Source organism: Chromatiales bacterium 21-64-14 (assembly GCA_002255365.1).
Lineage (GTDB): Bacteria > Pseudomonadota > Gammaproteobacteria > 21-64-14 > 21-64-14 > 21-64-14.
The window spans coordinates 61,936-82,642 of sequence record NCBI01000008.1 but is presented as its reverse complement, the minus strand read 5'-3'; the positions used below and the strand labels follow the sequence as shown (position 1 = coordinate 82,642).

Here is a 20,707-nt window from a genome sequence, read left to right as displayed (position 1 = left end):
CCGTCGCGATAGAGGATGCGGTTGGCAGCCAGCGCGGGCACACGGACGCCCGGGGTGACGATGCCGACCAGGTTGAGGGGATCGGCGGCGCTCACCGAGATGAGCGTTCCAGTCTTCTCCCGGCGGCGGATATCGCGCAACGTGCCCACGGCCTCGGGCAGTGCGTATTGTTCGCCGGTCGCGGTAGCGACGAAGCGCCCGCCGCGGATCTCGCCGCGCGCCTCCAGGCGCCGGTAAACCAGCAGTAGTTCACGCCAGGTGGGCAGGTGCGCGGTCTCGCGCTCCAGCACGCGGCGGAACACCACGCCGTAGCGGCGCAACAGGGTGCGCGCGATGCGCTCGACGCGCTCCGGAGACATGCCGGAGGTACTCCAGGGGCGCGGGCGTCGCTCCCCTGGAGCGTGGTCGGCGGCGGGGTTGGCGGCGGGCTCTTCGGTTGCCGCATGGCCGGGCAACAGGGCCCAGCGCCCGGCATCTTCGATGGCGAAGGGCGCGGGCCGGTGGTGGCGGTGCGCCCCACCGCCGTGGGCGCGGCGGCGGTTGGAGGGGACGAGCAGGGCGCGCAGGCCGTCGAAACCGTCGGCGGTGACGCGGCCCGCGGCGACGAGTTCACCCAGGGCTTCTTCGAGTTGCGTGCGCAGCAGGCCGGTGCGGTCAAGCAATTCGTCGAAGAACGAGGCGCCGTGGGCGCACAGGTAATCCGCCACGGCCCGTGCGCGGGCGGAATGCGGAGCACCGGATGACACCGGGTCGGCGCCACGCCAGTCGGCGTAGCCGCGGCGCCCCACCAAGGCGATCGGGGTGGTGCGTACCGGCCCGGCGGCCCGCTCCCGCGGCGCGGCACCGCGCGGCGGGGTGAGGCGCGCCCAGCGCACGCGCCCAGCACGGCACAGACCGTCGAGCCAATCCGGCGCGTAATCACTGAGACGCGCGGGGAGGAGATCGGCCTCCCAGGCGGCCGCCGGCGCCTCGAAGCCGTCGAGTTGTTCCAGCACCGCGGCCAGTGCCTGGAGGCCTTCACCGCGGGTCTCCAGTGCGACCCGTTGCCAGACAAACAGGAAGCGCAGGAAGTCGGCGCCGGACACCGGCTCGATCTCGCGGCGCAGGCGCTTGAGTGTGTAGCGCTGGATACGCGCGAGCAGGCCACGCTCGCACCACTCGATGCCGAGCGCCCCCTCGGTGAATGCGCCGCGCAGCGCGTAGCCTTCGGATTCCAGCGCGGCGAGGGCGATCTCCACGTCCGCCGCCGGCACGCCCAGTGCGTGGGCCAGGACCACGGCGTTCACCGGGCCGAGGCCCTCCAGGCGCCCGCGCACCACTTCTGCGAGCGCCTCCTCGCGCGACCAGGGGCGCTCGGCGAATTCCGCAGGGGCGGTGATCTCCGGATCCGGCACCGCATCCGGGAGGATCGCCTGGAGCTGGGGCAGGCGTTCCGCGGCCACCCACAGCCCATTACCGCCCGCAACCGCTGCCAGTGCGGTGGCACGCCGTTGCGCAACCAGCGCAGCGAGGTGCGCCGTCCATCCGGTACCCGCGGCCAACTCATCCGCGCTCAGAAAACCCAACAACACGAGCGCGTCGTGCAACTCGTCGGGATTATCGGCGACCGGCCATGCCTCTGCGCGCACCCGCGCGATGGCCTCGGGGTCGAGACGCCCGAGGTCGGCGGCGCTCTCGGGGTCGAGCCAGCGCCGGCTCAGCACCGCCTGGGTACGGCGCTCTTCCAGCGGTGCATCGTCGAGGAAGGCGTAGGGCCGCGCGCTCAGGATCTCCTGGGCGAGCGGCGAAGGCTCCGCCAGGTCGCGCGCGACGATGCGGATCGCGCCCGCATGCACGGCGGCGAGCACCCGCTCCAGACCGGCGGCGTCCATGGCCTCTTCGAGACAATCGCGCAGGGTCTGCTCGACCAGGGGATGATCTGGGATCTCGCGGTCGCCCACCACGTTTTCGGCGCACGCCACCTGATCGGGAAACACCGCCCCGAGCAGGTCCTCCGCGCGCATGCGCTGGAGCTGGGGCGGTGTGCGCCGACCACCCTGAAAACGCGGCAGCGCAAGGGCGACGGCGGCGTTCCAGCGCCAGCGGCTGGTAAACAACGGCGCCGCCAGCAGCGCCTGGGTCAACACCCCGCGGGCGCTGCCGGGGTGCAGATAACGGCTTACTTCTTCCAGGGGGAAGCTGTGCGCCGCGGTCAGCGACAGCACGATGGCGTCTTCGGTGGCCGCCGCCTGCAACTCGAAGTTGAACTTGCGGCAGAAGCGCTTGCGCAGCGCGAGGCCCCAGGCGCGGTTGATGCGGCTGCCGAATGGCGCATGGACGACCAACTGCATCCCGCCGGATTCGTCGAAGAAGCGCTCCAGGATCACCGTGTCGTGGGTGGGCAGCGCGCCCAGCGCGGCGCGCGCCGCGGCCAGATATTCCGCGATCTGCGCGGCGGCGGCGGGCTCCAGGCCGGGCGCACGGATCAGGTGTTCCTGCGCCGCGGCTACACCGCCCTGCTCCAGGCGCGCCGCCAACTCCCGGCGCAGGCGCGCGACCGCGCCCGATAATTCGTCGCTGCGCCCCGGCGCCTCGCCGATCCAGAACGGCAGGTTCGGAGGCTGGCCGTGGGCGTCCTCGACGCGCACCGTGCCGGCCTCGACCCGCTGGATGCGATAGGAATGGTTGCCGAGCTGGAAGATATCGCCGGCCAGGCTCTCGATGGCGAAATCCTCGTTGAGGGTACCGATGAAGCGCCCGCCGGGCTCCAGGATCACCTGATAATCGGCGAGATCCGGGATGGTGCCGCCGCTGGTGATGGCAGTGAGGCGCGCACCGCGGCGCGCCCGCAGACGCCGGTGCACGGCGTCGCGGTGCAGGAGTGCGGCGCGCCGCCCGCGGCTGGTGGCGAAACCGTCCGCCAGCATGCGCACCACGGCATCGAAGTCGGCACGCGCGAGCTTGCGATAGGGCCAGGCACGGACGATCCGGTCGTAGAGTTCGTCTTCGGCCCACTCGCGGCACGCCACCTCGGCGACGATCTGTTGGGCGAGGACGTCGAGGGGACGCTCGGGAATGCTCAACCGGTCAAGTTCGCCGCGGCGCACCGCATCGAGCAGCGCGGCGCACTCCACGAGTTCGTCGCGGCTCAGCGGGAACAAACGCCCGCGCGGGGTGCCGGTCACGGCGTGGCCGGAACGGCCCACGCGCTGGAGCAACGCGGCGATGGAGCGCGGCGAGCCGAGCTGGCACACGAGATCGACGTCGCCGATGTCGATGCCCAGTTCCAGGGAGGCGGTGGCCACCAGGGCGCGCAGCGCGCCGGCCTTGAGTTTCTGCTCGGCGGCGAGGCGATGCTCGCGCGCGAGGCTGCCGTGGTGGGAAGTAACCGCGTCCTCCCCGAGACGCTCGGCGAGGTGGCGCGCGACGCGTTCGCACAGACGCCGGGTGTTCACGAATACCAGCGTGGTGCGATGCGCTGCGACCAACTCGGCGATGCGATCGTAGACCTGCTCCCACACCTCGGCGGACATCACCGCCTCCAGGGGTGAAGGCGGAACCTCCAAGGCGAGGTCGCGGGCGCGGACGTGGCCGGTATCCACCAGGGCGCAATCGGGGGTCCCGTCGGGCGCGCAGTGGGCCGCGCCCACCAGGAACCGGGCCACTTCCTCCACCGGGCGCTGGGTGGCGGAGAGCCCGATGCGGCGCAGCCCCGGGCCGGTGAGGGCTTCCAGCCGCTCCAGGCTGAGCGCGAGATGCGCGCCACGCTTGTTGGGGGCGAGGGCGTGGATTTCGTCCACGATCACCGTGCGCACGCTGCCCAGCATGGCGCGGCCGCTCTCGCTGGTGAGGAGGATATATAAGGTCTCGGGCGTGGTGACCAGGATGTGGGGCGGGCGCCGGCGCATGGCGGCGCGTTCCGACTGTGGCGTGTCGCCGGTGCGCACCAGGGTGCGGATCTCCAGTTCCGGGAGGCCGGCGGCGGCGAGTTCCGCGCGGATGCCCGCGAGGGGTTGTTCGAGGTTGCGCTGGATGTCGTTGGAGAGCGCTTTCAGCGGCGAGACATAGACCACGCGGATCTCATCGGCGAGCCCGCCAGCGATCCCGAGGCGCACCAGTTCATCGATGGCGGCGAGGAACGCGGCCAGGGTCTTGCCGGACCCGGTGGGAGCAGCGACCAGGGTGTGGCGCCCCGCCTGGATGGCGGACCAAGCCTGGGACTGGGAACCGGTGGGCGCCGGGAAACGCTGGGCGAACCAGCGCGCAACCGCGGGATGGAAGGTGGGAAGGTCCATGGGCGTGAGTATGGATCCCTTACGCTGGAGACGTCACCACGGCGGCCGTCGGGACCGAAGGGCCTTGGGGACCAATAGCACTGACTCAGTGCCCACCCAGTGTAGGGTCTCGGGCCACATTGCGCAAAAGACCCCTCAGATTCGCCACCGCGGTACTGACACAACACCGGCAGAACGCCGACGGGAACTGCGCCCTCGCTCCTCGGACCCCGTCCCAGGATGCGCGGCTGACCGGCGGAGTTCTGCTCCCGGCCGCGACGCCCGGGTAACGGCGTGGTCCGGGGTCTCAGTCATCCACTACCTGGAGGGCACCGGACGGGCATGCGTCCACGACCCGCCGCACCGAGGCCTCGTCGGCACCCCGGGTGTCGATCTCAAAATTCCCTTTGGTGTCGATCCGGAACACCTTCGGCAGGGCCTTCACGCACTTGCCGCTGTGGATACAGACGTCCTCGTCCCACTGGACCTGAATCATGGGCGCACCCTCCTGTCGATGCCCGGCGGCCGGGCGGCCGCGCCACAGGCGCATGGCACACTATAAACCCGGATTTCGGCCGATTCACCCGCAGTGCGTGGCCACCCGCCGCTAGTGGGCTATGCTGTAGCGGAACGGACGTCCGCCGGACCCACGGTAACGGGATTTCCGTGTCGGCCCGGTGCCGCGAACCGCCACAGGAGAACCCCCGATGGACATCTACCCGGATTGGAGCACTGCCCTGCGTGGTGTCTTCTCCCAGCTCACCGAACGGCTGGTGCACTTCATGCCGAATCTGCTGGGCGCGCTGGCCCTGCTGCTGGCAGGTTGGATCACGGCGCGGCTGTTGCGCTCCGTCACCATCCGGCTCGCGCACCTGCTGGATGGCGTGCTGGCACGCTTCTCGCGCGCCCGTGATGTGCCGCGGGCCAAGGTGTCCCCCGCCTCCACGCGCATCCTCGGCAGCATCGTGTTCTGGGTAGTGATGCTGTTCTTCGTCACCGCCGCGACCCAGGTGCTCGGACTCGACGCATTCTCCACCTGGCTCAACCGGGTGGTGATCTACCTGCCGACCCTGATCGCCGGCGCCCTGATCGTCATCGCGGGCCTGCTGGTAAGCTCCCTGGCGCGGGACCTGGTACTCGCCGCCCCGGTACTGACCACCCCGGGCCAGCGCGGTGCCTTGGCGCGCATGGTGCAGTTGGCGATCCTGGCCGCGGCGCTGCTGATCGGGGCCGAGCAGATCGGTCTCGACGTGACGTTCCTGGTGATCCTGGCCACGGTGGTTACCGCCACCCTGCTGGGCGGCGTGGCCCTGGCGGTGAGCTTGGGGGCGCGTACCCTGGTGAGCAACCTGATCGGCGCCCAGTATCTGCGCCAGAGCTACCGGGTGGGCCAGACGGTGCGCATCGGCGCCTACCAGGGCACGATCCTGGACCTCACCGCCACCAGCGTGGTGCTGGAGACCCCGGAAGGACGGGTGACCCTGCCCGCGAAGGTGTTCAACGAGGAACCCACCCTGCTGCTGATCGGACGCGGCGCCGATGGCTAGGGCGGAACAGCTGTCCCTGGCGTTTGTCGAGGCGCATCCCGCCGACGCGGCGCGGGTGCTGGAACGGCTCGCCCCGGAAAGCGCCGCGGCACTGCTGGAAGCGGCGCCGGTGCGCCTCACTGCGCCGGTGGTGCGGCACATGATGGCGTTTCATGCGGCACGCTGCGTGGAACCCATGGAGGCGGAGGCCGCCGCCGGGCTGATGCGCGCCCTCGGGCCCCAGTCCGGCACCGCGGTGTTGCGCTATCTGCTCCCGGAGCAACGAGACGCGATACTGGAGCAACTCCCGAGCGCTGTCGCGGCCCTGTTCCGGCTGCTGGTGGGTTACCCCGAAGACACGGTCGGGGCGTGGATGGACCCGGACGCCCTGGCCCTGCATGCCGACTGTCCCGCGGAAGAGGCCCTCGCCCACATGAATCGGGTCCGCGACCCGGAGCGCGCGCTGTATGTGTATGTGGTCAGCTCGGACCATCAACTGCGGGGCGTCGCGCATCTGGCGGAAGTGGTGCGCGCCAGCCCCAATGTCCCCCTGGCGCGGCTCATGCACGCGCCACCCGCGGTGGTGCGGGCGCGCGCCGGCCTGCGATCGGTGCACGTCCATCCGGCGTGGGAAGACCTGCGCGCCCTGCCAGTGGTGGACTGGGGGGGACGCTTCGCCGGCGTGCTGCATCGCGCGGATCTCACCCGTGCGTTGGCCCAGCAAGGCCCGGTGTCCTCCGCTCAAGTGGGCGAGGCACTGGCGGCACTGACGGGGGCCTATTGGTTGGGTATGTTCGCGATGATCGAGGCCGGGCTGCGGGTATGGGTGGACGCCGCGGCGCGTGGAGACCGGAGGGATACGCCATGACCGGGGACGCGACTGCCGCGATCGATGCCCTGAACCGGCGCTTCCTGCTGGACTATCCGCAAGAGGCCGCGCAGAAATTGGAAACCCTCCCCCTCACGGAGGCCGCCGCGCTGCTGGGGGCGGAACCGGTGCACGTGGTCGCGCCGGTGTGGACCCAGCTCGCACCGGACGTGGAAGAGGCCTTGGCGGCGCACCTGCCCGGCGACCAGGTTGCGCGCTTGCTGGCGGAGTTGGAACCGTCCCGGGCCGCGGCGCTTCTGCGGCGCTTGGAGAACGCGCGGCGCGAGGACCTGATCGCGCAGTTGGAGCCGTCCGTAGCCCGCGAAGTGCGCACCCTGCTGAGCTATCCACCGGACACGGCCGGCCAGCTCATGGACCCGCGTATCGTTCCGTTCCGTGCCGGCATGAGCGTGAACGAGGCCCTCAGCCGTTTGCGTACCCTGCGCCGACACGGCGTGCGGGAACTGTACCTGATGGACGATGAGGGCCGCCTGGACGGGCGTATCGAGATCGAGGCGCTGGCCCTGGCGGACCCGGAGCAACTCCTGCACGGCTTGGCGCGTCCGGTGGTCGGTGTGGTCACCGACTTGGCGCCACGGGAAGAGGTAGTGGAACGGCTGGAACAGTACCGGCTCCCGGACCTGCCGGTGGTGGACTTCTCCGGGCGGTTGGTGGGCGTGATCCGCCAGTCGGCGCTGGTCACCGCGTTGCAGGAAGAAGCCAGCCTGGATCTCCAGACCATGGTCGGCGCGAGCCGCGACGAACGCGCGCTCTCGCCCCCGGTGTTCGCGGTGCGCAAGCGCCTGCCGTGGTTGGAGATCAATCTCCTCACTGCATTCCTGGCAGCCTCCGTGGTGGGCTTGTTCGAGAACACCATCGCCAAGTTCACCGCTCTGGCGGTACTGCTGCCGGTAGTGGCAGGCCAATCCGGCAATGCCGGGGCCCAGGCCCTGGCGGTTACCATGCGCGGACTGTTCCTGCGGGAGATCGGTGTCCGGCACTGGACGCGGGTGGTGTTCAAAGAGGTGTCCGTCGGAATGCTGAATGGCGTGGCCATCGCCCTGACCACCGCGCTCGGCGTCTACATCTGGAGCCGCTCCTACGGACTCGCGCTGGTGATCTCAATCAGCATGGTCGTCTCCATGATCGCCGCGGGCTTCGCCGGGGCGGTGATCCCGATCCTGCTGACCCGCCTGGGGCAGGACCCGGCCCAATCCTCTTCCATCGTACTGACCACCATCACCGACGTGACCGGGTTCTTCTCGTTCCTCGGTACCGCCACCCTGCTCCAGTCGCTACTATAAGGCGCACGCCCGGACCGCCATCGGAATCGCAAGATTCCTTAGGAATCCAAACGAGGGCATATGTACGACATATCGGCGGTGCATGAACTCCTGGCGAGCGGACAGATCCAGCAGGCACTGGATGCGGCTTGCGACGCCTTAAAACTCGATTCCGAGAACGCGGAATTGTGCAATATCGCAGGAATTTGCGCATCTATGCTCGGCGATGCCGTCCAGGCGGAACGCTACTGGGAACGGGCTGTTGCGCTGAACCCGCTGGCTTCGCAGTCCTGGTTCAACCTCGGTCTATCGCATGCCGCTTCAGGCCGGGACGACAGGGCGTTGGAATGTTACCGCCAAGCAATCGCCGCCGATCCGGGGAACGCTGCGGCGCATTCCAACCTCGGGCTCGTTCTCGAAAAACAAAGGCATCGGGATGAAGCGGAGCAATGCCACCGGCAAGCCGCCCTTCTGGATAAGGGGACGGTCGGAATTCGTTTCAATCTGGCTAATTTCCTGTCCGCGTCCGATCGGGACGAAGATCTGGAAGAAGCGAAATCGATTTTTATCGACGTGATCAAGATCGAGCCGACCCATTTCGGGGCATGGAACAACCTTGGGACCTTGCTTTTCGAAACCGGATATACTTCTGCGGCGCGCACGGCTTATTCCGCTGCAGTCACGCATCACCCGAACGAAGTCAAGGCCCATGTCAACTTGGGCAACGTGCTCCTCTACATGGATGACTTGCCGGCCGCCGAGGAGCAATTCAATATCGCGTTGGATCTCCAGCCCGACCTGGCTCCGGCCCATCAGGGCTTGGCCTCGCTGTTGCAGAGACGTGGCAACGGGGACCAAGCCAAACGCCATATTCACAAAGGGTTCGGAACGCAACCCGTATCCACCCTGGCCTATCGCGGGCGCGGCGAACCAAGTCAATTGGTGATCCTGGCTTCCGCCCTCGAAGGCAACATCCCATGGCGCCTTCTGATCGACAGCCGGGTGTTCCGGGCGACGATCATTGCAGTCGAATACTTCGACCGCCACCTGCCCCCACATCAATTGATTTTTAATGCGATCGGCGATGCCGATCTGTGTCATGAAGGGCTAAAAATCGCAAACCGGCTCGTCGAAAGCGCGCAGGCACCCTTGATCAATCACCCCGATGCCGTTCTGAAAACCGGGCGTCTCGCGAATAGCGAACGACTGGCATCTCTTCCCGGAGTGATTGCGCCCCGCATGGCCCTCATTTCGAGAAAAGATGTTCCGTCAGGGCAGATCCTGCAAATGCTTGCGCAAAAAGGATTCACATTCCCCCTGCTGTTTCGCGCTCCGGGCTTTCACGGCGGCAATCATTTCGTTTGCATCGAAGACGCATCGAGTTCCGCCTACGAAGAGTTGCCAGGGGAGCAGTTGCTGGCCATAGAGTTCCTCGATTCACGCCCAGAAGATTCCCTTTTCAGAAAATACCGGGTCATGTCGATCAACGGCTCACTATTTCCCATACATATGGCTATATCGACGCAGTGGAAGGTCCATTACTTCAGTTCCGACATGGACGAATACGCGCAATATCGCGCGGAAGAAGAAGCGTTTTTGAACAACTTTTCCGCGTTTATCGGCCCCAACGCGACAGCCGCGCTGGAGAACATAAGCCGAGCCCTGGACCTGGATTATTGCGGCATCGATTTCGGGATCGACAGGAACGGCAACGTCCTTTTGTACGAAGCCAATGCGACCATGGTCATCAACCCGCCTACCCACGACGAGCAGTGGGATTACAGACGTCCAGCCATCGAACACGCGCTGGGCGCCGCGAAAAGAATGTTTGCGGAACGGGCAGGAGTCCCGTTTCGGTGACGCCCGGATTCATCGCCGCCGCCGTGCTCCAACGCTGCATGGCGCGCATCGTAGCCCGGATGAAGCGCAGCGGAACCCGGGGACGGGCGCAATCGTCGGGAGTTTCCCGTATCCTTGCGCCGCCGGCGGGTAGTCGGCACGATCAGGGCAACGCGCCGTGCTGCGCGGGTGCCGGACCCCCGTCGCCGTCGGCCACGCGCGCCGACGTCCGTGCGGTGCGCTGCGCCATCCCCTGCTGATCGAAGCGCAACAACATGCGCAACATGACGAGGCCTGTGATCACACTCATCATGGCGCTTGGAATCCAAATCAAAAGCCCGCCCCAGGTCTCGTCAACCATCGGGTTCACCCCCCACAGGCGCCCCCACAAATCATAGGCTGGATACCACTCAATCCCCTTGAAGGTGATAGTGGCCCCGAGCACGATGGTCGCGAGCATGCTGAACACGAGCAGCGTGTAGCGCAGCCGGTAGGGCACACGCACAGCGGAGCGGGAGCGCGGATCGAGCATCAGCCAGAAGAAGAACAGCCCGCTCCAGAGCATGGTGAAGTGCATCAGGTCGTGGAACGGATCGTCGAGGATGGCCAAGTCGTGGTAGTGCGGGATCTGCCAGAAATACAGGGCACCGACAAACATCGTGGTGGCCACTGCGGGGTGCAGAAAGAATGCGTAGATCGCGCGCACCACCCGGTTACGGACCACCGGGCGCACGATCGTACGGCGCGCCCACATGGGGAAGCCCATCAGTAACTCGGCGATTGGTGCCGACAATGAGAGGAGCATGGGCCCGAGCATGCGCAGCAGCAGGTGCTCAATCTGATGGGCGACGAACAACCGGTCCGCCATCGGGTCGAGCGGCCCCTGCAGGGCGAGGTAGATCGCGGCAACCCCTGTATAGAAGGCGGTCTGGCGCCAACGCCCGGTCGGGTGACCGCGCTGCCGCCGCTTGCGCGTCCCCGCCCAGTACAGGCCGACCACCAGCAGTGTCGGCAGAGTGACTTCGGGCGTGACCTCCCACAAGGCCCACACCGGCTCGCCGGGGAAGATCCAGCCGTGGGCGTAGGCGGGGGCGATGCCGACCGTCAGCAGCACCAGCACGGCTTGGCCGGCGCGGGCGGCAATACGGCGGAGCAGGTGGATCATCGGTGTGCGCCGGCGGGCCCACCGCTCCGGGCACGGTCGGACACAGACTCACCCGGGAGCGCCAGCGGCCGGCGTTCACGGCGCGTATAGCCGATCGCGGCGAGTAGCAGTCCGGAGGGAATCAGCCAACGCAGGATGAGCACCCAGGGTATCGTGGGTGCTGCGACCGTCAGCGGAACCTCGAGGCTGCCGGCCCCCGCCGCACCTTGCACGCGCACCCGCACCCGCCAGGGTCCGGTTGCCGGGAACGCGACCCGGGCATCGTAATACTGGCGATCCATACCGCCGTTGCGGGCGACGATGGGCCCCAGGCGCCGCCCTTCGAGGTTGACGGCGGACACTGCTACGCGCACGTCCGGTGCGCCGCGGCCGGTGCGCATGTCCCGCACGTCGATCGCGATGTGCGCGGCCCGGGTGCTGAGATCGCCGGGGATGGTGCCGACGAGTAGCCGGTAGGGTCCGGCGGCCCCGCGGGCGGCGATCTGCGGAAAATCGTCACCCTGCGACCATTGGCGATAGACCTGCCAGCCGAGCAACGCAGTCATCGCGGCCACCAATACCGCGCTCAGCAGGCGGCGGACATCACGATGGCGTGCCGATCGCACGGCGGGGTGTCTCCCGGAATTGCGGAACAGGGCCCGGGACGCGGCGGGGTCGCAGTCCGGGATATCTCAATTGAGACCGTAGTCGCGCGGGGCAGTTCCCGCTAAGCGGCGGTGAATCAGATGCCCCGAGAACGAGTAGAAGAGCGATTAAAGTCAATCTGTTACCGTATGGTGGGTGAGCGGATGCCCCCGTCGGTCCGCGTGGATCGGCCGGGTGACTGGGGTGCGGACGCGCCGCGGAACAGACCGGGTTGCTGCGACGCTCTTGAGGTAAATGCTTGGCCCGCCGATCGCCAGACCCTACTGGCCGTACCCCATATGCGCGGGCGAGGAGTGCAGCGTGCCACGGCCGTCAGAACAGCCGATTTAGGACCAGCGCGAGCAATACCGCGGTGACAACGACGCCGCCCGCGTAGACTACAGCGGTGCGCGTTCCCATCCGCCGGCCTACCGGCCCGAGGGTCGCGACGTTGGTCCCGACTCCGGCGACCAGCAGCAGCATTGCGTTGCCGGCGCCCAGCCCTTTCACCTGCAATGCGTGGATCCATGGCAGTGATCCCAGGCTGTCTGTATAAAGGACGCTCGCAACTGCCACCGCGAGGGCCACGCCAGCGATGCTCGCCCCCGCGCCATAGCGCATGACCCAATCCGCGGGCAGGAACTCCTTGACCAGCGCGCCGAGTACGGCACCCGCGAGGATCCACGGCGCGAGCTCGCGCAGCAAACCGTAGGCGGTACCCAACGCTTGGCGCAGCTTGTCGCGTGGGTGCGAGAAATCCACCCAGCGCTCCGTACCGCCCGGGGGCGGGATCTCGCACGAAGTGCACCCGCAGCTCGTTTCCGAGCCCTGCGTGGTTGGGACTTCCGGCACGGTCACCGCCGCCGATACCGCGCTGCGGGCCGGGCTGCCGAGCAGATCCACCAGCAGGCCAGTCATCGTTCCGATCATTACGCCACAACCGGCGATCGCGCCCGCGAGCGGCCAGCCCAGGAACACGGCCAGGGCGATCAGTCCATACCAGTTGAACCACGGGGTCGCGATCAGGAATGCGCACGCGGGTCCGCGGCGCCCGGTCGCGCGATATAATTCGATCGCGGTCGGTATCGCGGTGCAACAGCACAGCGGCGTGAGGAAGCCCGCCGTGGCGCCCGCGAGGTTGGAGCGCAGCGCGCCGCCACCAACCAAACGCCGCAGCGCGTCGGGCCGGACGACCGCCTGCAACAGCCCGGCGGCGAAGAAACCCAATACCGCCACCTCCGCGAATTCCCACAGATAGTGGCCGGTCGTAAACGCCAAACTGCCGAACGAAAAGTCCATGGCCATGGGTCATTCTGGACGGCCATTCGGAACACCGCAACCCGGCGCACCGGCGGGTTGTACTGATCCCACACGGATGGGGTCAGGCCTTTACTTTATAGCCCGGCGTAGAGCGGATGCGCCGTCAGCCCACGTGGATCGGCCGGGTGATTAGGCTAGGGATCCGCGCCGTGGGACAGGCCGAGTTGCGCGAAGGTATAAAGTAAAGGCCTGACCCTCCTACTACTTTTGACACTTCCCAACCGGGAGGGGCGGGGCCAAAATAGCTGCGTGAGCAATCACGCGGGCAGGAGGGCGTTATGTACACCAAGTTGGAAGAGAGCACCGAGAACGTGCTGGGCTACTCCCTCGGGGAGCAGATCACCAAGCAGGAATTCCGGGAACTGAGCAATTCGCTGGAACAGGCCATCGACGAGACCGGGCGCATCCGCCTGCTGCTGGATCTGGACCGGCTCAAGGGTGTCCATCCCGGCGCGGTGCTGGAGCACCTGAAATTCACGCTGCGGCGCGCGGGCAAGATCGAGCGTATGGCGGTGGTCGGGAACCGCACCTGGGAGAAGTGGTGGCCCGACATTCATCACTGCTTTGCCAAGGCGGAACTCAAGCACTTCGGGGAAGCCGAACTCCAGGACGCTTGGAGTTGGCTGCGCGGGCTCCACTGAGCGGCCCCACGCCGCTCCCGCCCTGCCGCCCCCCCCGGGACCCATCGGGCAGCGGCCCTTGACGCTACCCTTTCCCTTCCGGGTCTGCCATAATACCCGACTGTACTAGTCGGGTTTGGCCCGTCCCGGAACACCCCGCCGTTGGGAGGACCTCCGGAAGCCCGGGCGTCCCGTTGCTACAGGCACCCTGCGCCGGGTGAACGGGCGCGGGCGCGATTGCAGGAACTCAGCCCTATGTCCAACGCCGGTAATGTAGTACCGCTCCACGAGACCCCACCAGGCTCCGCTGCCATCGTGCGTCTGCCCGGACCGTTCCGCCTGTGGCGCGGCGGCAACCTGCCCGAGGTGCAGCTCGCCTGCGAGACCTGGGGCACCTTGAGCCCGGAGCGCGACAACGCCGTGCTGCTGTTCACGGGGCTCTCCCCCGGCCCCCACGCGGCTTCATCTTCCGAAGACGCAACGCCCGGCTGGTGGGAATACATGATCGGTCCCGGGCGCCCTCTCGACACCCGGCGTTATTTTGTAGTGTGTGTGAATTCCCTGGGCGGGTGCTTCGGCACTACCGGTCCCGCGTCGCTGGACCCGCGCACCAAGGAACCCTACCGATTGAACTTCCCGGAGCTGACGGTGGAAGACATCACCAGCAGCGCGCGGGCCGCCCTGCAAGCCCTAGGCGTCGAGCGGCTGCGGGCAGTGGTGGGCGCCTCTCTGGGCGGCATGGCGTCGTTGGCCTATGCCATCCAGTACCCGGAGGAGGTGGACAATCTCGTCACCATCTCCGCCGCCAGCCGCGCGACGCCGTTTGCCATTGGCCTGCGCTCGCTGCAGCGGGAGATCGTCCGCAACGATCCTGCCTGGAAGGAAGGCTTCTATCCGACCGGCAAGGGGCCGCGCGAGGGCATGCGCCTGGCACGCAAACTGGGGTTGATGTCGTACCGCTCGGCGGTGGAGTGGCAGCAGCGTTTCGGACGCGAGCGGCTGAAGACCCACGCCGTCGAGCAGGCGCCGTTCGCCATGGAGTTCGAGATCGAGGCGTATTTGGAGCACAACGCCACGAAATTCGTAGACTGCTTCGATGCCAATTCCTATCTCTATCTGTCCCGCGCCATGGACTGGTTCGATGTGGCGGAACACGGAGGTACGGTGGAGGCGGGCTTGGCCCGGATTCAGGCGCGCCGCACCCTGGTGGTGGGGGTCGAGACCGATTTCCTGTTCCCGATGCAGCAACAGGAAGAGATCGCCGCCAGCCTGTACACCCAGGGACGCGACGTCACCTTCACGCCGCTGTCCTCCATCCACGGCCACGACGCGTTTCTGGTGGACCGCGAACGCTTCGCGCCGGTGATGGCGCGCTTCTTCGCCGAACTGTGAGCCGCACCCGCGCAATGCAAGCCATGGGTAACGAACGCCGGTGAGAAAAAACCCGGACGCTAAGTACGTGGGCCTCGACGCCGATTCGTTTGGGGGCATGACCTCCACGGGTACCATCGTGCGCGACGCGTGGGTGTTCGGAATCCTGCCGGAGGGGGAGACCTGCGCTGGCTGGTCCTACGAGCGGATCCAGTCGCTCTACGACCAGGTCAGCACTGCCTGGGAACCGTACGGCCATTTGGCCAGCCGGCTGCCGGCGGAACTGGGTGAACGTCACCGGCGCATCTACGACGCGGCCACCGCAAAGGCGCGGACCCTTGGCTGGCCACCCGAGCTCGATGACGACGACTGAGCCCACCCACGCCGCACCAGTGGTCCGGGCTCAGCGGCGTGGGCGCCGCGCCGCGGCCCAATAGACCGCCAGATTGAACACCACCAGCAGGGCCCCCAGCCCGAGTTGGATGGAACGGGTCAGGTCCGGCGGATACAGCGCGCGCAGCACATAGTGTTCGATGAACCCGCCCCGGTAACCCGCCTCCCCGGCACGCTCCCGCAGCCAGACCTCCAGATAGGTCAGGGGGCAGATTGCACCGCTAAATTCCACCCACGCCGCCCACAGCAAGGCGGGCACGTGCAGATACGCGGCGCGGCGCCACACCCAGGTCCACAACCCGCCGAACACCGCAAACAGTACGAAGGCGGCGTGCATCAGCACCACCGCTGCCGCTAGCATCGAATAGACCATGGGCCCTCCACGGCCGCGCCCCGGGGCGCGGCTCAGGCGCCGCGGCCGGCGCGCTGCGCGGCATGCTCCGGCAGGTGGCGCTCCAGCCACCGGAGCGTATCCGCCAGCACCTGGTCCCGGATGATGTCGTTGTACAACTCGTGGTAGCCGCCGGCGTACTCCAGCAGTTCCTTGTCGGGGAACAGCACGTGGCGCATGAAGCGCCGGCTGCCCTCCAGGGGGACGAGCCGGTCCGCGCCGCCGTGGACGATCAGCAACGGTACCCGAAACTCGCGCGCCCGCTCCTGGACGCGGCGCGCGGCGCGCTGCAGTTCGATCCCGAGGCGCGCGCTGCCCTGACTGTGGATCAGCGGATCCGCATCGATGTCCCTCATCACTGCCGGATCCCGGGACACGTCGGCCGGACTCAATGGGAGGCGCACCGAGAACCGGGGCCAGAAGCGGTGCATGACGTGCGCCAGTGCCCACAGCACGCGCGGCAGACGGATCTCCCCCAGGGCCGGGGCGGATGCGATCACGCCGCTCACGCCCTGCGGATGTTCCAGGCAATAGTCCAGTGCGATCACGCCTCCCATGCTGTGGCCCAGCAGGAAACGTGGCAAGTGCGGTTCCCATTCCGCGATGCGGGTGATGAACGCCGCCAGGTCCTCGCGGTATTCGCGCCAGGATTCAATATATCCTCGTTGCCCCGGCGAACGGCCATGGCCGCGCAGATCGAAGCCGTAGACGGCGTAGCCCTGGGGCACCACGGCGTTCACCACATTGGCGTAGCGCCCTGAGTGCTCGCTGATCCCATGCATGATCACGAGCACCGCGCGCGCATCCTCCGGGCGCCAACGCCGGTAGTGCAATTCCACACCATCGGCACCGCGGAACGTGCCCTCGCTGGGTTCCATCCGCTCCCTACCCACGACCGCTGTTGGATGCCGACGCCGTGGCGGCGAACTCCCGGACGACGGCACCGGCCGGTTCAATGGATGCGATGCCGCCCACGCTGCGGCCCGCCTGCCAATAGTCGCGGACGCCGGCCGCGTCCAACGAGGCGTGCTTGAGTTGCCACAAGGAACGCAGCGCGTACAAGGTCCGTATCAGGTGCTTGGTGCGGCGGTGGCGCAGCATCCAGCGCGCGGCCGGACCCGCCCGCAGCCCGGTGCGTTCCACATATGGGGTGCGGATCACCGCCACCGGCACCCCGGTGATCCGCTCGCTCAGCACGATGTCCTCCTCACGAGCGCGCAGGATGGCCTCCTTGTAGGGCGCCGCGGCACGGCATTCGGTGGTGGCGATGAAGCGGGTACCGAGCTGAGCGCCGGCGTAGCCGGTCTGCAGAGCAGCGGCAAAATCCTCCGCGCTGCCGATGCCACCGGCACAGATCACCGGGACACGGAATTCCTGCAATTCCTCCAGCAGTGCCACCGGGGTGCGCGTGCCGGCGTGGCCCCCGGCGCGCTCGTTCACCGCGATCAGCCCGTCCACCCCGGCGTCGAGACCCTTCCGCGCCCAGCGCGCCTCGGTCACGTCGTGGTAGACGATGCCGCCCACGGCATGCACCCGCTGCACCACCCAGCGCGGATTGCCCAGCGAGGTGACGAAGAACCGCACGCCTTCCTCCAATGCCGTGTCTACCCACTGCTCCATACGCCGTCGATAGGACTTGGACGACTGCTCGATCAATGCGTTCATTCCGATGGGGCGCGCGGTGAGGCTGCGGATCAGGCGCAGCCCGGCACGGAACTCGTGGCCGTGAACGTAGGTGAGAGAGATCGGCTGCACGATGCCCAGGCCGCCCGCCTCGGAGACCGCAGCCACCAGCTCGGGGTTGCTGCACGGGTACATGGCGCCGCAGATCAGCGGAACCTGGACCCCCGCGTGGCGGGTGAAGGGGGTGTCCAGACCCGGGGACAGGGTGTGGTTCACCTGGGGCTGAGCCGCCAGCGCGCGCTGGTCCGCGCCACCAGCTCACCGGCACCGTCGCGGATTTCCGTCTCCACCAAGTAGTCGGTGTCGGCGTCCACGGCGGGCGGCGCGCAGCGGCACTCGGCCACCAGAGTGCCGCGCGCCTTCTTCACGTACTCGATGGACAAGGCGGTGACGATACCCCGCACCCCCGGTGCCAAGCCCCCGAGCATGGCGAGCCCGCTCGTCAGTTCCCCCAGGTTGGCCAAGGCGATGGCGTGGACCGAGTCCAGGTGATTACGCACGCGGCGCCGGTCCCGCAGCGCGACGCGCGCATAGCCGGGCCGCAGCTCCAGCACCCGGGCCCCGATGCTCCCGGTGTAGGGATTGACCCGGGCCAGGAGGCGGCTGAACAGCCAGCGCCCGCCCGGCAGGGGATGCAGCCGCTGCCATGCCCGGGCCAGGGTGGCCCCCGGCGCCGCGTTCACGTACGCCATGACCCGCACTCCATCGCGCCGTCCGCACTGCGGACCGGTCACCTCCCATTCTGGCACAAAACCCGGCGGGGGAATGGGTCGTGCGGGGCCGTACCCGGACCCCGGCAAACGCGCGCGGTCTTGGTTTCGGCGACCCCGGAGCGGAGCCATACGCAGGGGCTGTCTCGTCCCCGACGCTGATCGGACCCGACTTCCCTGCGTAGCCCACGTCGGGCGCAACACATTGCGACGCGCGGTTCGTTCCTCCACGAGTTGCGCGTGCCCGCGGTTGGAGGGTGTGAACCGGACCGTTGCATACGGCGTACTGCGCTGCGCCTGCTGCGTCCTACCTGAGCCCTGCCGGCTGCCAGCGTTCCACACGGTTCCCGATCAGATTTGTGGTATAGACCGTGCCGTCGGGAGCGACGGCGACGGCGGTCTCGGTATAGCCGGGACCGCGGTTTACGGTGCCAAAGGCGGTCAGGAAACGGCCCTGCGACGTGAATTTCTGGATGCGGTCGTTCTCCTGATCGGCGACGAAGACGTTACCGTGGGGACCGATCGCAACGCCCGTCGGGGTACGGAACCAGCCGTTGAACGGGCCGCGGATGTTGGCCGCGAACGGTCCGCCCCACTTGCGCAGGACGCGCCCGTCGGGACCGAACGCCTGGATACGGTCGTTGTAGCCGTCCGCGACGAACAGGGTGCCGTCCGCTGCGACCGCGACATCGAGCGGGTAGTTGAACCAGCCGGACTCGACGTAGCCCTTCCTGCCCGTATGGCCCCACTGGCGGATGAACTGCCCGTCGGGGGCCAGCTCCTGCACGCGCTGGTTGTAAAACCCGGCAACGTAGACGTTACCCTTGGGCCCCACTGCGACGCCGGCCGGGGAATTGAACCGTCCCGGAGCCGATCCGGCCGTACCCGGAGTACCGAAGGTGCGCTCCAGCGTACCGTCGCGACCGAAGACGAGGACATCGTCGTTCCAGTAGTCCGCCGCGTAGACCTTTCCGTCATGCACCGCAATGTTCATCGGCCGGCCCTGATCCGGCACCGAGATCGCGCGCACGAAACGTCCGTCCGGGGTGAAAACCTGGATCCGATGGTTCAGGGAGTCGGCCACGTAGACTCGGCCGCTGCCGTAGGCGATCCCGATCGGGTTGCGAAACCGCCCGGGCGCCGTGCCCTCCCCACCCCAGGTCTGCACCAGACGATAGGGCGGTTCGACCCGGGCGGGAAACCAAGCCAGTTTGATCATCGCGCCCAGAACGACCAGCGTCGCAACGAGCCCCCAGCCGATCCGGGCGGCGCGGCTCACGCGTGCCGCCCGGAGGACTGGTGCCCCTCGCCCCGGGACCACCGCCGCTCCGGTTCCTCTGATGATCCCCAGCTGCCGTTCCAATGCCGATACGCGGGTAAATCGTGAGAACCGAGTTGCATCGCAAGCCCTCCTGCTCGTCGCACGCAGCCATTCGCACCCTGGGATCCCCGCGTCCCCGAAACCAGGTCCGCGAGGGGATTTCGAATTGCACTCTATCCTTTGAGTGCACTCCAGGAGCAAGCCGCGTCCCGGCCCCGGCCCGGCACCCCAGTGGCTCCGGACGCCGAAGGGAAGCGCGGGTCGCCTTACCGGCTAACCAGGTCCCTCAAAAAATCGCTTGCGCCTGGAGGCGACTCCAGGGATAGCATCGCTTCAGTCGCTCGTAAAAGATCGCGCGCGGCGGACCCGCACCAACCGTCCCCGAACGGGATGGCAGCGCGGGCGCAGGACAGCCCCGGCAGGGGCAGGAGGCTACCCCCGATGAAGACCGCTACGTTCAAAATCCGTGGAATGCGCTGCGCTGGCTGTGCGCAGATCGTCCAAACCATGCTGGAACGAAACGACGGCGTGCGGACCTGCTCGGTCTCGTTCACGGACGGCACCGCGCGCGTGCTGTTCGATCCGGCACGCATCGACGAAGAACGGCTGGCGAGTTCCATCGAGCAGGCGGGCTACCGGATCACTGACCGCAGTCAGTGAGCGCAACCGGCCATGGACATGCTACCGCTGGCGATCGGCCTGGGACTCCTGGGATTTATCGAACCCTGCTCCATGGGGACGAATCTGGTGCTGGTCAAATATCTCGAGCAGCGCCCGATGCGCAGCCGGATTGCGCAGATACTGACCTTCACCGCGACCCGCGCGCTGCTCATCGGGCTGCTGGGCGGGGCCGCGGCACTGATCGGCACGCGTTTCTTCGGATTGCAGCGCGTGCTGTGGGTCGCGCTGGGCTCCGCCTATCTGCTCCTCGGGCTCCTCTATCTGACACGCCGGGAACGCTGGCTGAAGATGCGCTTCGGCGCGCTGATGTCGCGTCAGACCGGGGCACGCGGCTCGGTCCTGCTCGGACTCCTGTTCGGATTGAATGTGCCGGCCTGTGCGGTTCCGTTGATTTTCGTACTGCTCGGGATCAGCACCACGCAGGCGGCCGCCGGCGATTCGCCGCTGACCGGATTCATCCTGCTGTCGGTGTTCGGTCTGTCCCTGTCGGCACCACTCGTGCTGGCGGTGTTATGGGACCGAGCGCGACCGGCGCTCGACTGGCTGGCGGGCCTGTCGGTACGGTTGCCGCGTTGGACCGGTGCCGTGCTGGCGGTGCTGGGGCTGTGGTCGATCGGTCTCGGCCTGTTCGCCCATCTGCGTCCGCCCGGGTGACGGAC

General features: G+C 67.7%; 19 protein-coding genes. 9 read left to right on the top strand and 10 right to left on the bottom strand.

Annotation, left to right across the window (positions count from 1 at the left end; all coding sequences use genetic code 11):
- Together B7Z66_06495 and B7Z66_06490 are read right to left on the bottom strand one after the other, a co-directional pair.
- Window positions 1–4,274 (bottom strand): ATP-dependent DNA helicase (locus tag B7Z66_06495; protein ID OYV77041.1); only part of this gene is annotated, 4,274 nt, incomplete at its 3' end.
- A 286-nt stretch (window positions 4,275–4,560) separates the two neighbouring features.
- Window positions 4,561–4,746, bottom strand: coding sequence for a hypothetical protein (locus tag B7Z66_06490; GenBank protein OYV77053.1), 186 nt, complete (start codon window positions 4,744–4,746; stop codon window positions 4,561–4,563).
- Between the two features lie 214 nt (window positions 4,747–4,960).
- Between B7Z66_06490 and B7Z66_06485 the strand changes: the two genes are divergently transcribed.
- The 4 genes from B7Z66_06485 to B7Z66_06470 are packed head-to-tail and all read left to right on the top strand — an operon-like array spanning window position 4,961 to window position 9,790.
- On the top strand, window positions 4,961–5,800 hold the full coding sequence (locus B7Z66_06485; GenBank protein OYV77040.1) for a hypothetical protein: 840 nt from the start codon (window positions 4,961–4,963) through the stop codon (window positions 5,798–5,800).
- On the top strand, window positions 5,793–6,647 hold the full coding sequence (locus tag B7Z66_06480) for a hypothetical protein (protein OYV77039.1): 855 nt from the start codon (window positions 5,793–5,795) through the stop codon (window positions 6,645–6,647). The genes B7Z66_06485 and B7Z66_06480 overlap by 8 nt, the downstream gene beginning before the upstream one ends.
- Window positions 6,602–7,951: a magnesium transporter gene (locus B7Z66_06475; GenBank protein ID OYV77038.1), complete on the top strand. Its 1,350-nt coding sequence runs from the start codon at window positions 6,602–6,604 to the stop codon at window positions 7,949–7,951. The genes B7Z66_06480 and B7Z66_06475 overlap by 46 nt, the downstream gene beginning before the upstream one ends.
- Window positions 7,952–8,011: 60 nt before the next feature.
- Window positions 8,012–9,790 (top strand): hypothetical protein, encoded by a 1,779-nt coding sequence (locus B7Z66_06470; protein OYV77037.1) that lies wholly within the window; start codon window positions 8,012–8,014, stop codon window positions 9,788–9,790.
- A gap of 142 nt (window positions 9,791–9,932) precedes the next feature.
- Here B7Z66_06470 and B7Z66_06465 read toward each other — a convergent pair whose 3' ends face one another.
- The 3 genes from B7Z66_06465 to B7Z66_06455 all read right to left on the bottom strand — a co-directional run bounded on the left by B7Z66_06465 (window position 9,933) and on the right by B7Z66_06455 (window position 12,857).
- Window positions 9,933–10,934: a hypothetical protein gene (locus B7Z66_06465; GenBank protein ID OYV77036.1), complete on the bottom strand. Its 1,002-nt coding sequence runs from the start codon at window positions 10,932–10,934 to the stop codon at window positions 9,933–9,935.
- On the bottom strand, window positions 10,931–11,539 hold the full coding sequence (locus B7Z66_06460; protein OYV77035.1) for a hypothetical protein: 609 nt from the start codon (window positions 11,537–11,539) through the stop codon (window positions 10,931–10,933). Before B7Z66_06460 ends, B7Z66_06465 begins: the two co-directional genes overlap by 4 nt.
- Window positions 11,540–11,891: 352 nt before the next feature.
- Window positions 11,892–12,857, bottom strand: a complete 966-nt coding sequence (locus B7Z66_06455) for a hypothetical protein (GenBank protein ID OYV77052.1) — start codon at window positions 12,855–12,857, stop codon at window positions 11,892–11,894.
- 299 nt (window positions 12,858–13,156) lie between these two features.
- Between B7Z66_06455 and B7Z66_06450 the strand changes: the two genes are divergently transcribed.
- From B7Z66_06450 to B7Z66_06440, 3 genes are all read left to right on the top strand, one after another.
- Entirely contained in the window at window positions 13,157–13,519 is a 363-nt protein-coding gene (locus B7Z66_06450) for a hypothetical protein (GenBank protein ID OYV77034.1), read from the top strand.
- Between the two features lie 234 nt (window positions 13,520–13,753).
- Complete coding sequence (locus B7Z66_06445; protein OYV77033.1) at window positions 13,754–14,890, top strand: homoserine O-acetyltransferase; 1,137 nt, start codon at window positions 13,754–13,756, stop codon at window positions 14,888–14,890.
- A gap of 97 nt (window positions 14,891–14,987) precedes the next feature.
- Window positions 14,988–15,242 (top strand): hypothetical protein, encoded by a 255-nt coding sequence (locus tag B7Z66_06440; protein ID OYV77051.1) that lies wholly within the window; start codon window positions 14,988–14,990, stop codon window positions 15,240–15,242.
- A gap of 30 nt (window positions 15,243–15,272) precedes the next feature.
- On the opposite strand, the gene B7Z66_06435 is transcribed toward B7Z66_06440, so the two are convergent.
- From B7Z66_06435 to B7Z66_06415, 5 genes are all read right to left on the bottom strand, one after another.
- Window positions 15,273–15,635: a hypothetical protein gene (locus tag B7Z66_06435; protein OYV77032.1), complete on the bottom strand. Its 363-nt coding sequence runs from the start codon at window positions 15,633–15,635 to the stop codon at window positions 15,273–15,275.
- Between the two features lie 32 nt (window positions 15,636–15,667).
- The gene (locus B7Z66_06430) at window positions 15,668–16,531 is read right to left on the bottom strand and encodes a hypothetical protein (protein OYV77031.1); all 864 of its coding nucleotides are present in this window, start codon (window positions 16,529–16,531) and stop codon (window positions 15,668–15,670) included.
- A 7-nt stretch (window positions 16,532–16,538) separates the two neighbouring features.
- Window positions 16,539–17,471 carry a 2-nitropropane dioxygenase gene (locus B7Z66_06425; protein ID OYV77050.1) on the bottom strand — a complete coding sequence of 311 codons (933 nt, stop codon included), beginning with the start codon at window positions 17,469–17,471 and terminating at the stop codon, window positions 16,539–16,541.
- A 77-nt stretch (window positions 17,472–17,548) separates the two neighbouring features.
- On the bottom strand, window positions 17,549–18,178 hold the full coding sequence (locus B7Z66_06420) for a hypothetical protein (protein OYV77030.1): 630 nt from the start codon (window positions 18,176–18,178) through the stop codon (window positions 17,549–17,551).
- A 175-nt stretch (window positions 18,179–18,353) separates the two neighbouring features.
- Entirely contained in the window at window positions 18,354–19,265 is a 912-nt protein-coding gene (locus B7Z66_06415) for a hypothetical protein (protein ID OYV77049.1), read from the bottom strand.
- Window positions 19,266–19,808: 543 nt separating this feature from the next.
- On the opposite strand from B7Z66_06415, the gene B7Z66_06410 reads away from it, so the two are divergent.
- Together B7Z66_06410 and B7Z66_06405 are read left to right on the top strand one after the other, a co-directional pair.
- Entirely contained in the window at window positions 19,809–20,027 is a 219-nt protein-coding gene (locus B7Z66_06410) for a cation transporter (protein OYV77029.1), read from the top strand.
- A 12-nt stretch (window positions 20,028–20,039) separates the two neighbouring features.
- Complete coding sequence (locus B7Z66_06405) at window positions 20,040–20,702, top strand: hypothetical protein (protein OYV77028.1); 663 nt, start codon at window positions 20,040–20,042, stop codon at window positions 20,700–20,702.
- Window positions 20,703–20,707: the final 5 nt, after the last annotated feature.

What these genes read in the sequence shown, in the direction of transcription:
- B7Z66_06410 (OYV77029.1), top strand. Translation starts at nt 19,809, where the DNA reads ATGAAGACCGCTACGTTCAAAATCCGTGGAATGCGCTGCGCTGGCTGT.
- B7Z66_06475 (OYV77038.1), top strand. Translation starts at nt 6,602, where the DNA reads ATGGGTGGACGCCGCGGCGCGTGGAGACCGGAGGGATACGCCATGACC.
- B7Z66_06470 (OYV77037.1), top strand. Translation starts at nt 8,012, where the DNA reads ATGTACGACATATCGGCGGTGCATGAACTCCTGGCGAGCGGACAGATC.
- B7Z66_06415 (OYV77049.1), bottom strand. Translation starts at nt 19,265, where the DNA reads ATGATCAAACTGGCTTGGTTTCCCGCCCGGGTCGAACCGCCCTATCGT.
- B7Z66_06425 (OYV77050.1), bottom strand. Translation starts at nt 17,471, where the DNA reads ATGTACCCGTGCAGCAACCCCGAGCTGGTGGCTGCGGTCTCCGAGGCG.
- B7Z66_06405 (OYV77028.1), top strand. Translation starts at nt 20,040, where the DNA reads ATGGACATGCTACCGCTGGCGATCGGCCTGGGACTCCTGGGATTTATC.
- B7Z66_06455 (OYV77052.1), bottom strand. Translation starts at nt 12,857, where the DNA reads ATGGACTTTTCGTTCGGCAGTTTGGCGTTTACGACCGGCCACTATCTG.
- B7Z66_06465 (OYV77036.1), bottom strand. Translation starts at nt 10,934, where the DNA reads ATGATCCACCTGCTCCGCCGTATTGCCGCCCGCGCCGGCCAAGCCGTG.
- B7Z66_06445 (OYV77033.1), top strand. Translation starts at nt 13,754, where the DNA reads ATGTCCAACGCCGGTAATGTAGTACCGCTCCACGAGACCCCACCAGGC.
- B7Z66_06420 (OYV77030.1), bottom strand. Translation starts at nt 18,178, where the DNA reads ATGGCTCCGCTCCGGGGTCGCCGAAACCAAGACCGCGCGCGTTTGCCG.
- B7Z66_06480 (OYV77039.1), top strand. Translation starts at nt 5,793, where the DNA reads ATGGCTAGGGCGGAACAGCTGTCCCTGGCGTTTGTCGAGGCGCATCCC.
- B7Z66_06440 (OYV77051.1), top strand. Translation starts at nt 14,988, where the DNA reads ATGACCTCCACGGGTACCATCGTGCGCGACGCGTGGGTGTTCGGAATC.
- B7Z66_06450 (OYV77034.1), top strand. Translation starts at nt 13,157, where the DNA reads ATGTACACCAAGTTGGAAGAGAGCACCGAGAACGTGCTGGGCTACTCC.
- B7Z66_06485 (OYV77040.1), top strand. Translation starts at nt 4,961, where the DNA reads ATGGACATCTACCCGGATTGGAGCACTGCCCTGCGTGGTGTCTTCTCC.
- B7Z66_06435 (OYV77032.1), bottom strand. Translation starts at nt 15,635, where the DNA reads ATGGTCTATTCGATGCTAGCGGCAGCGGTGGTGCTGATGCACGCCGCC.
- B7Z66_06430 (OYV77031.1), bottom strand. Translation starts at nt 16,531, where the DNA reads ATGGAACCCAGCGAGGGCACGTTCCGCGGTGCCGATGGTGTGGAATTG.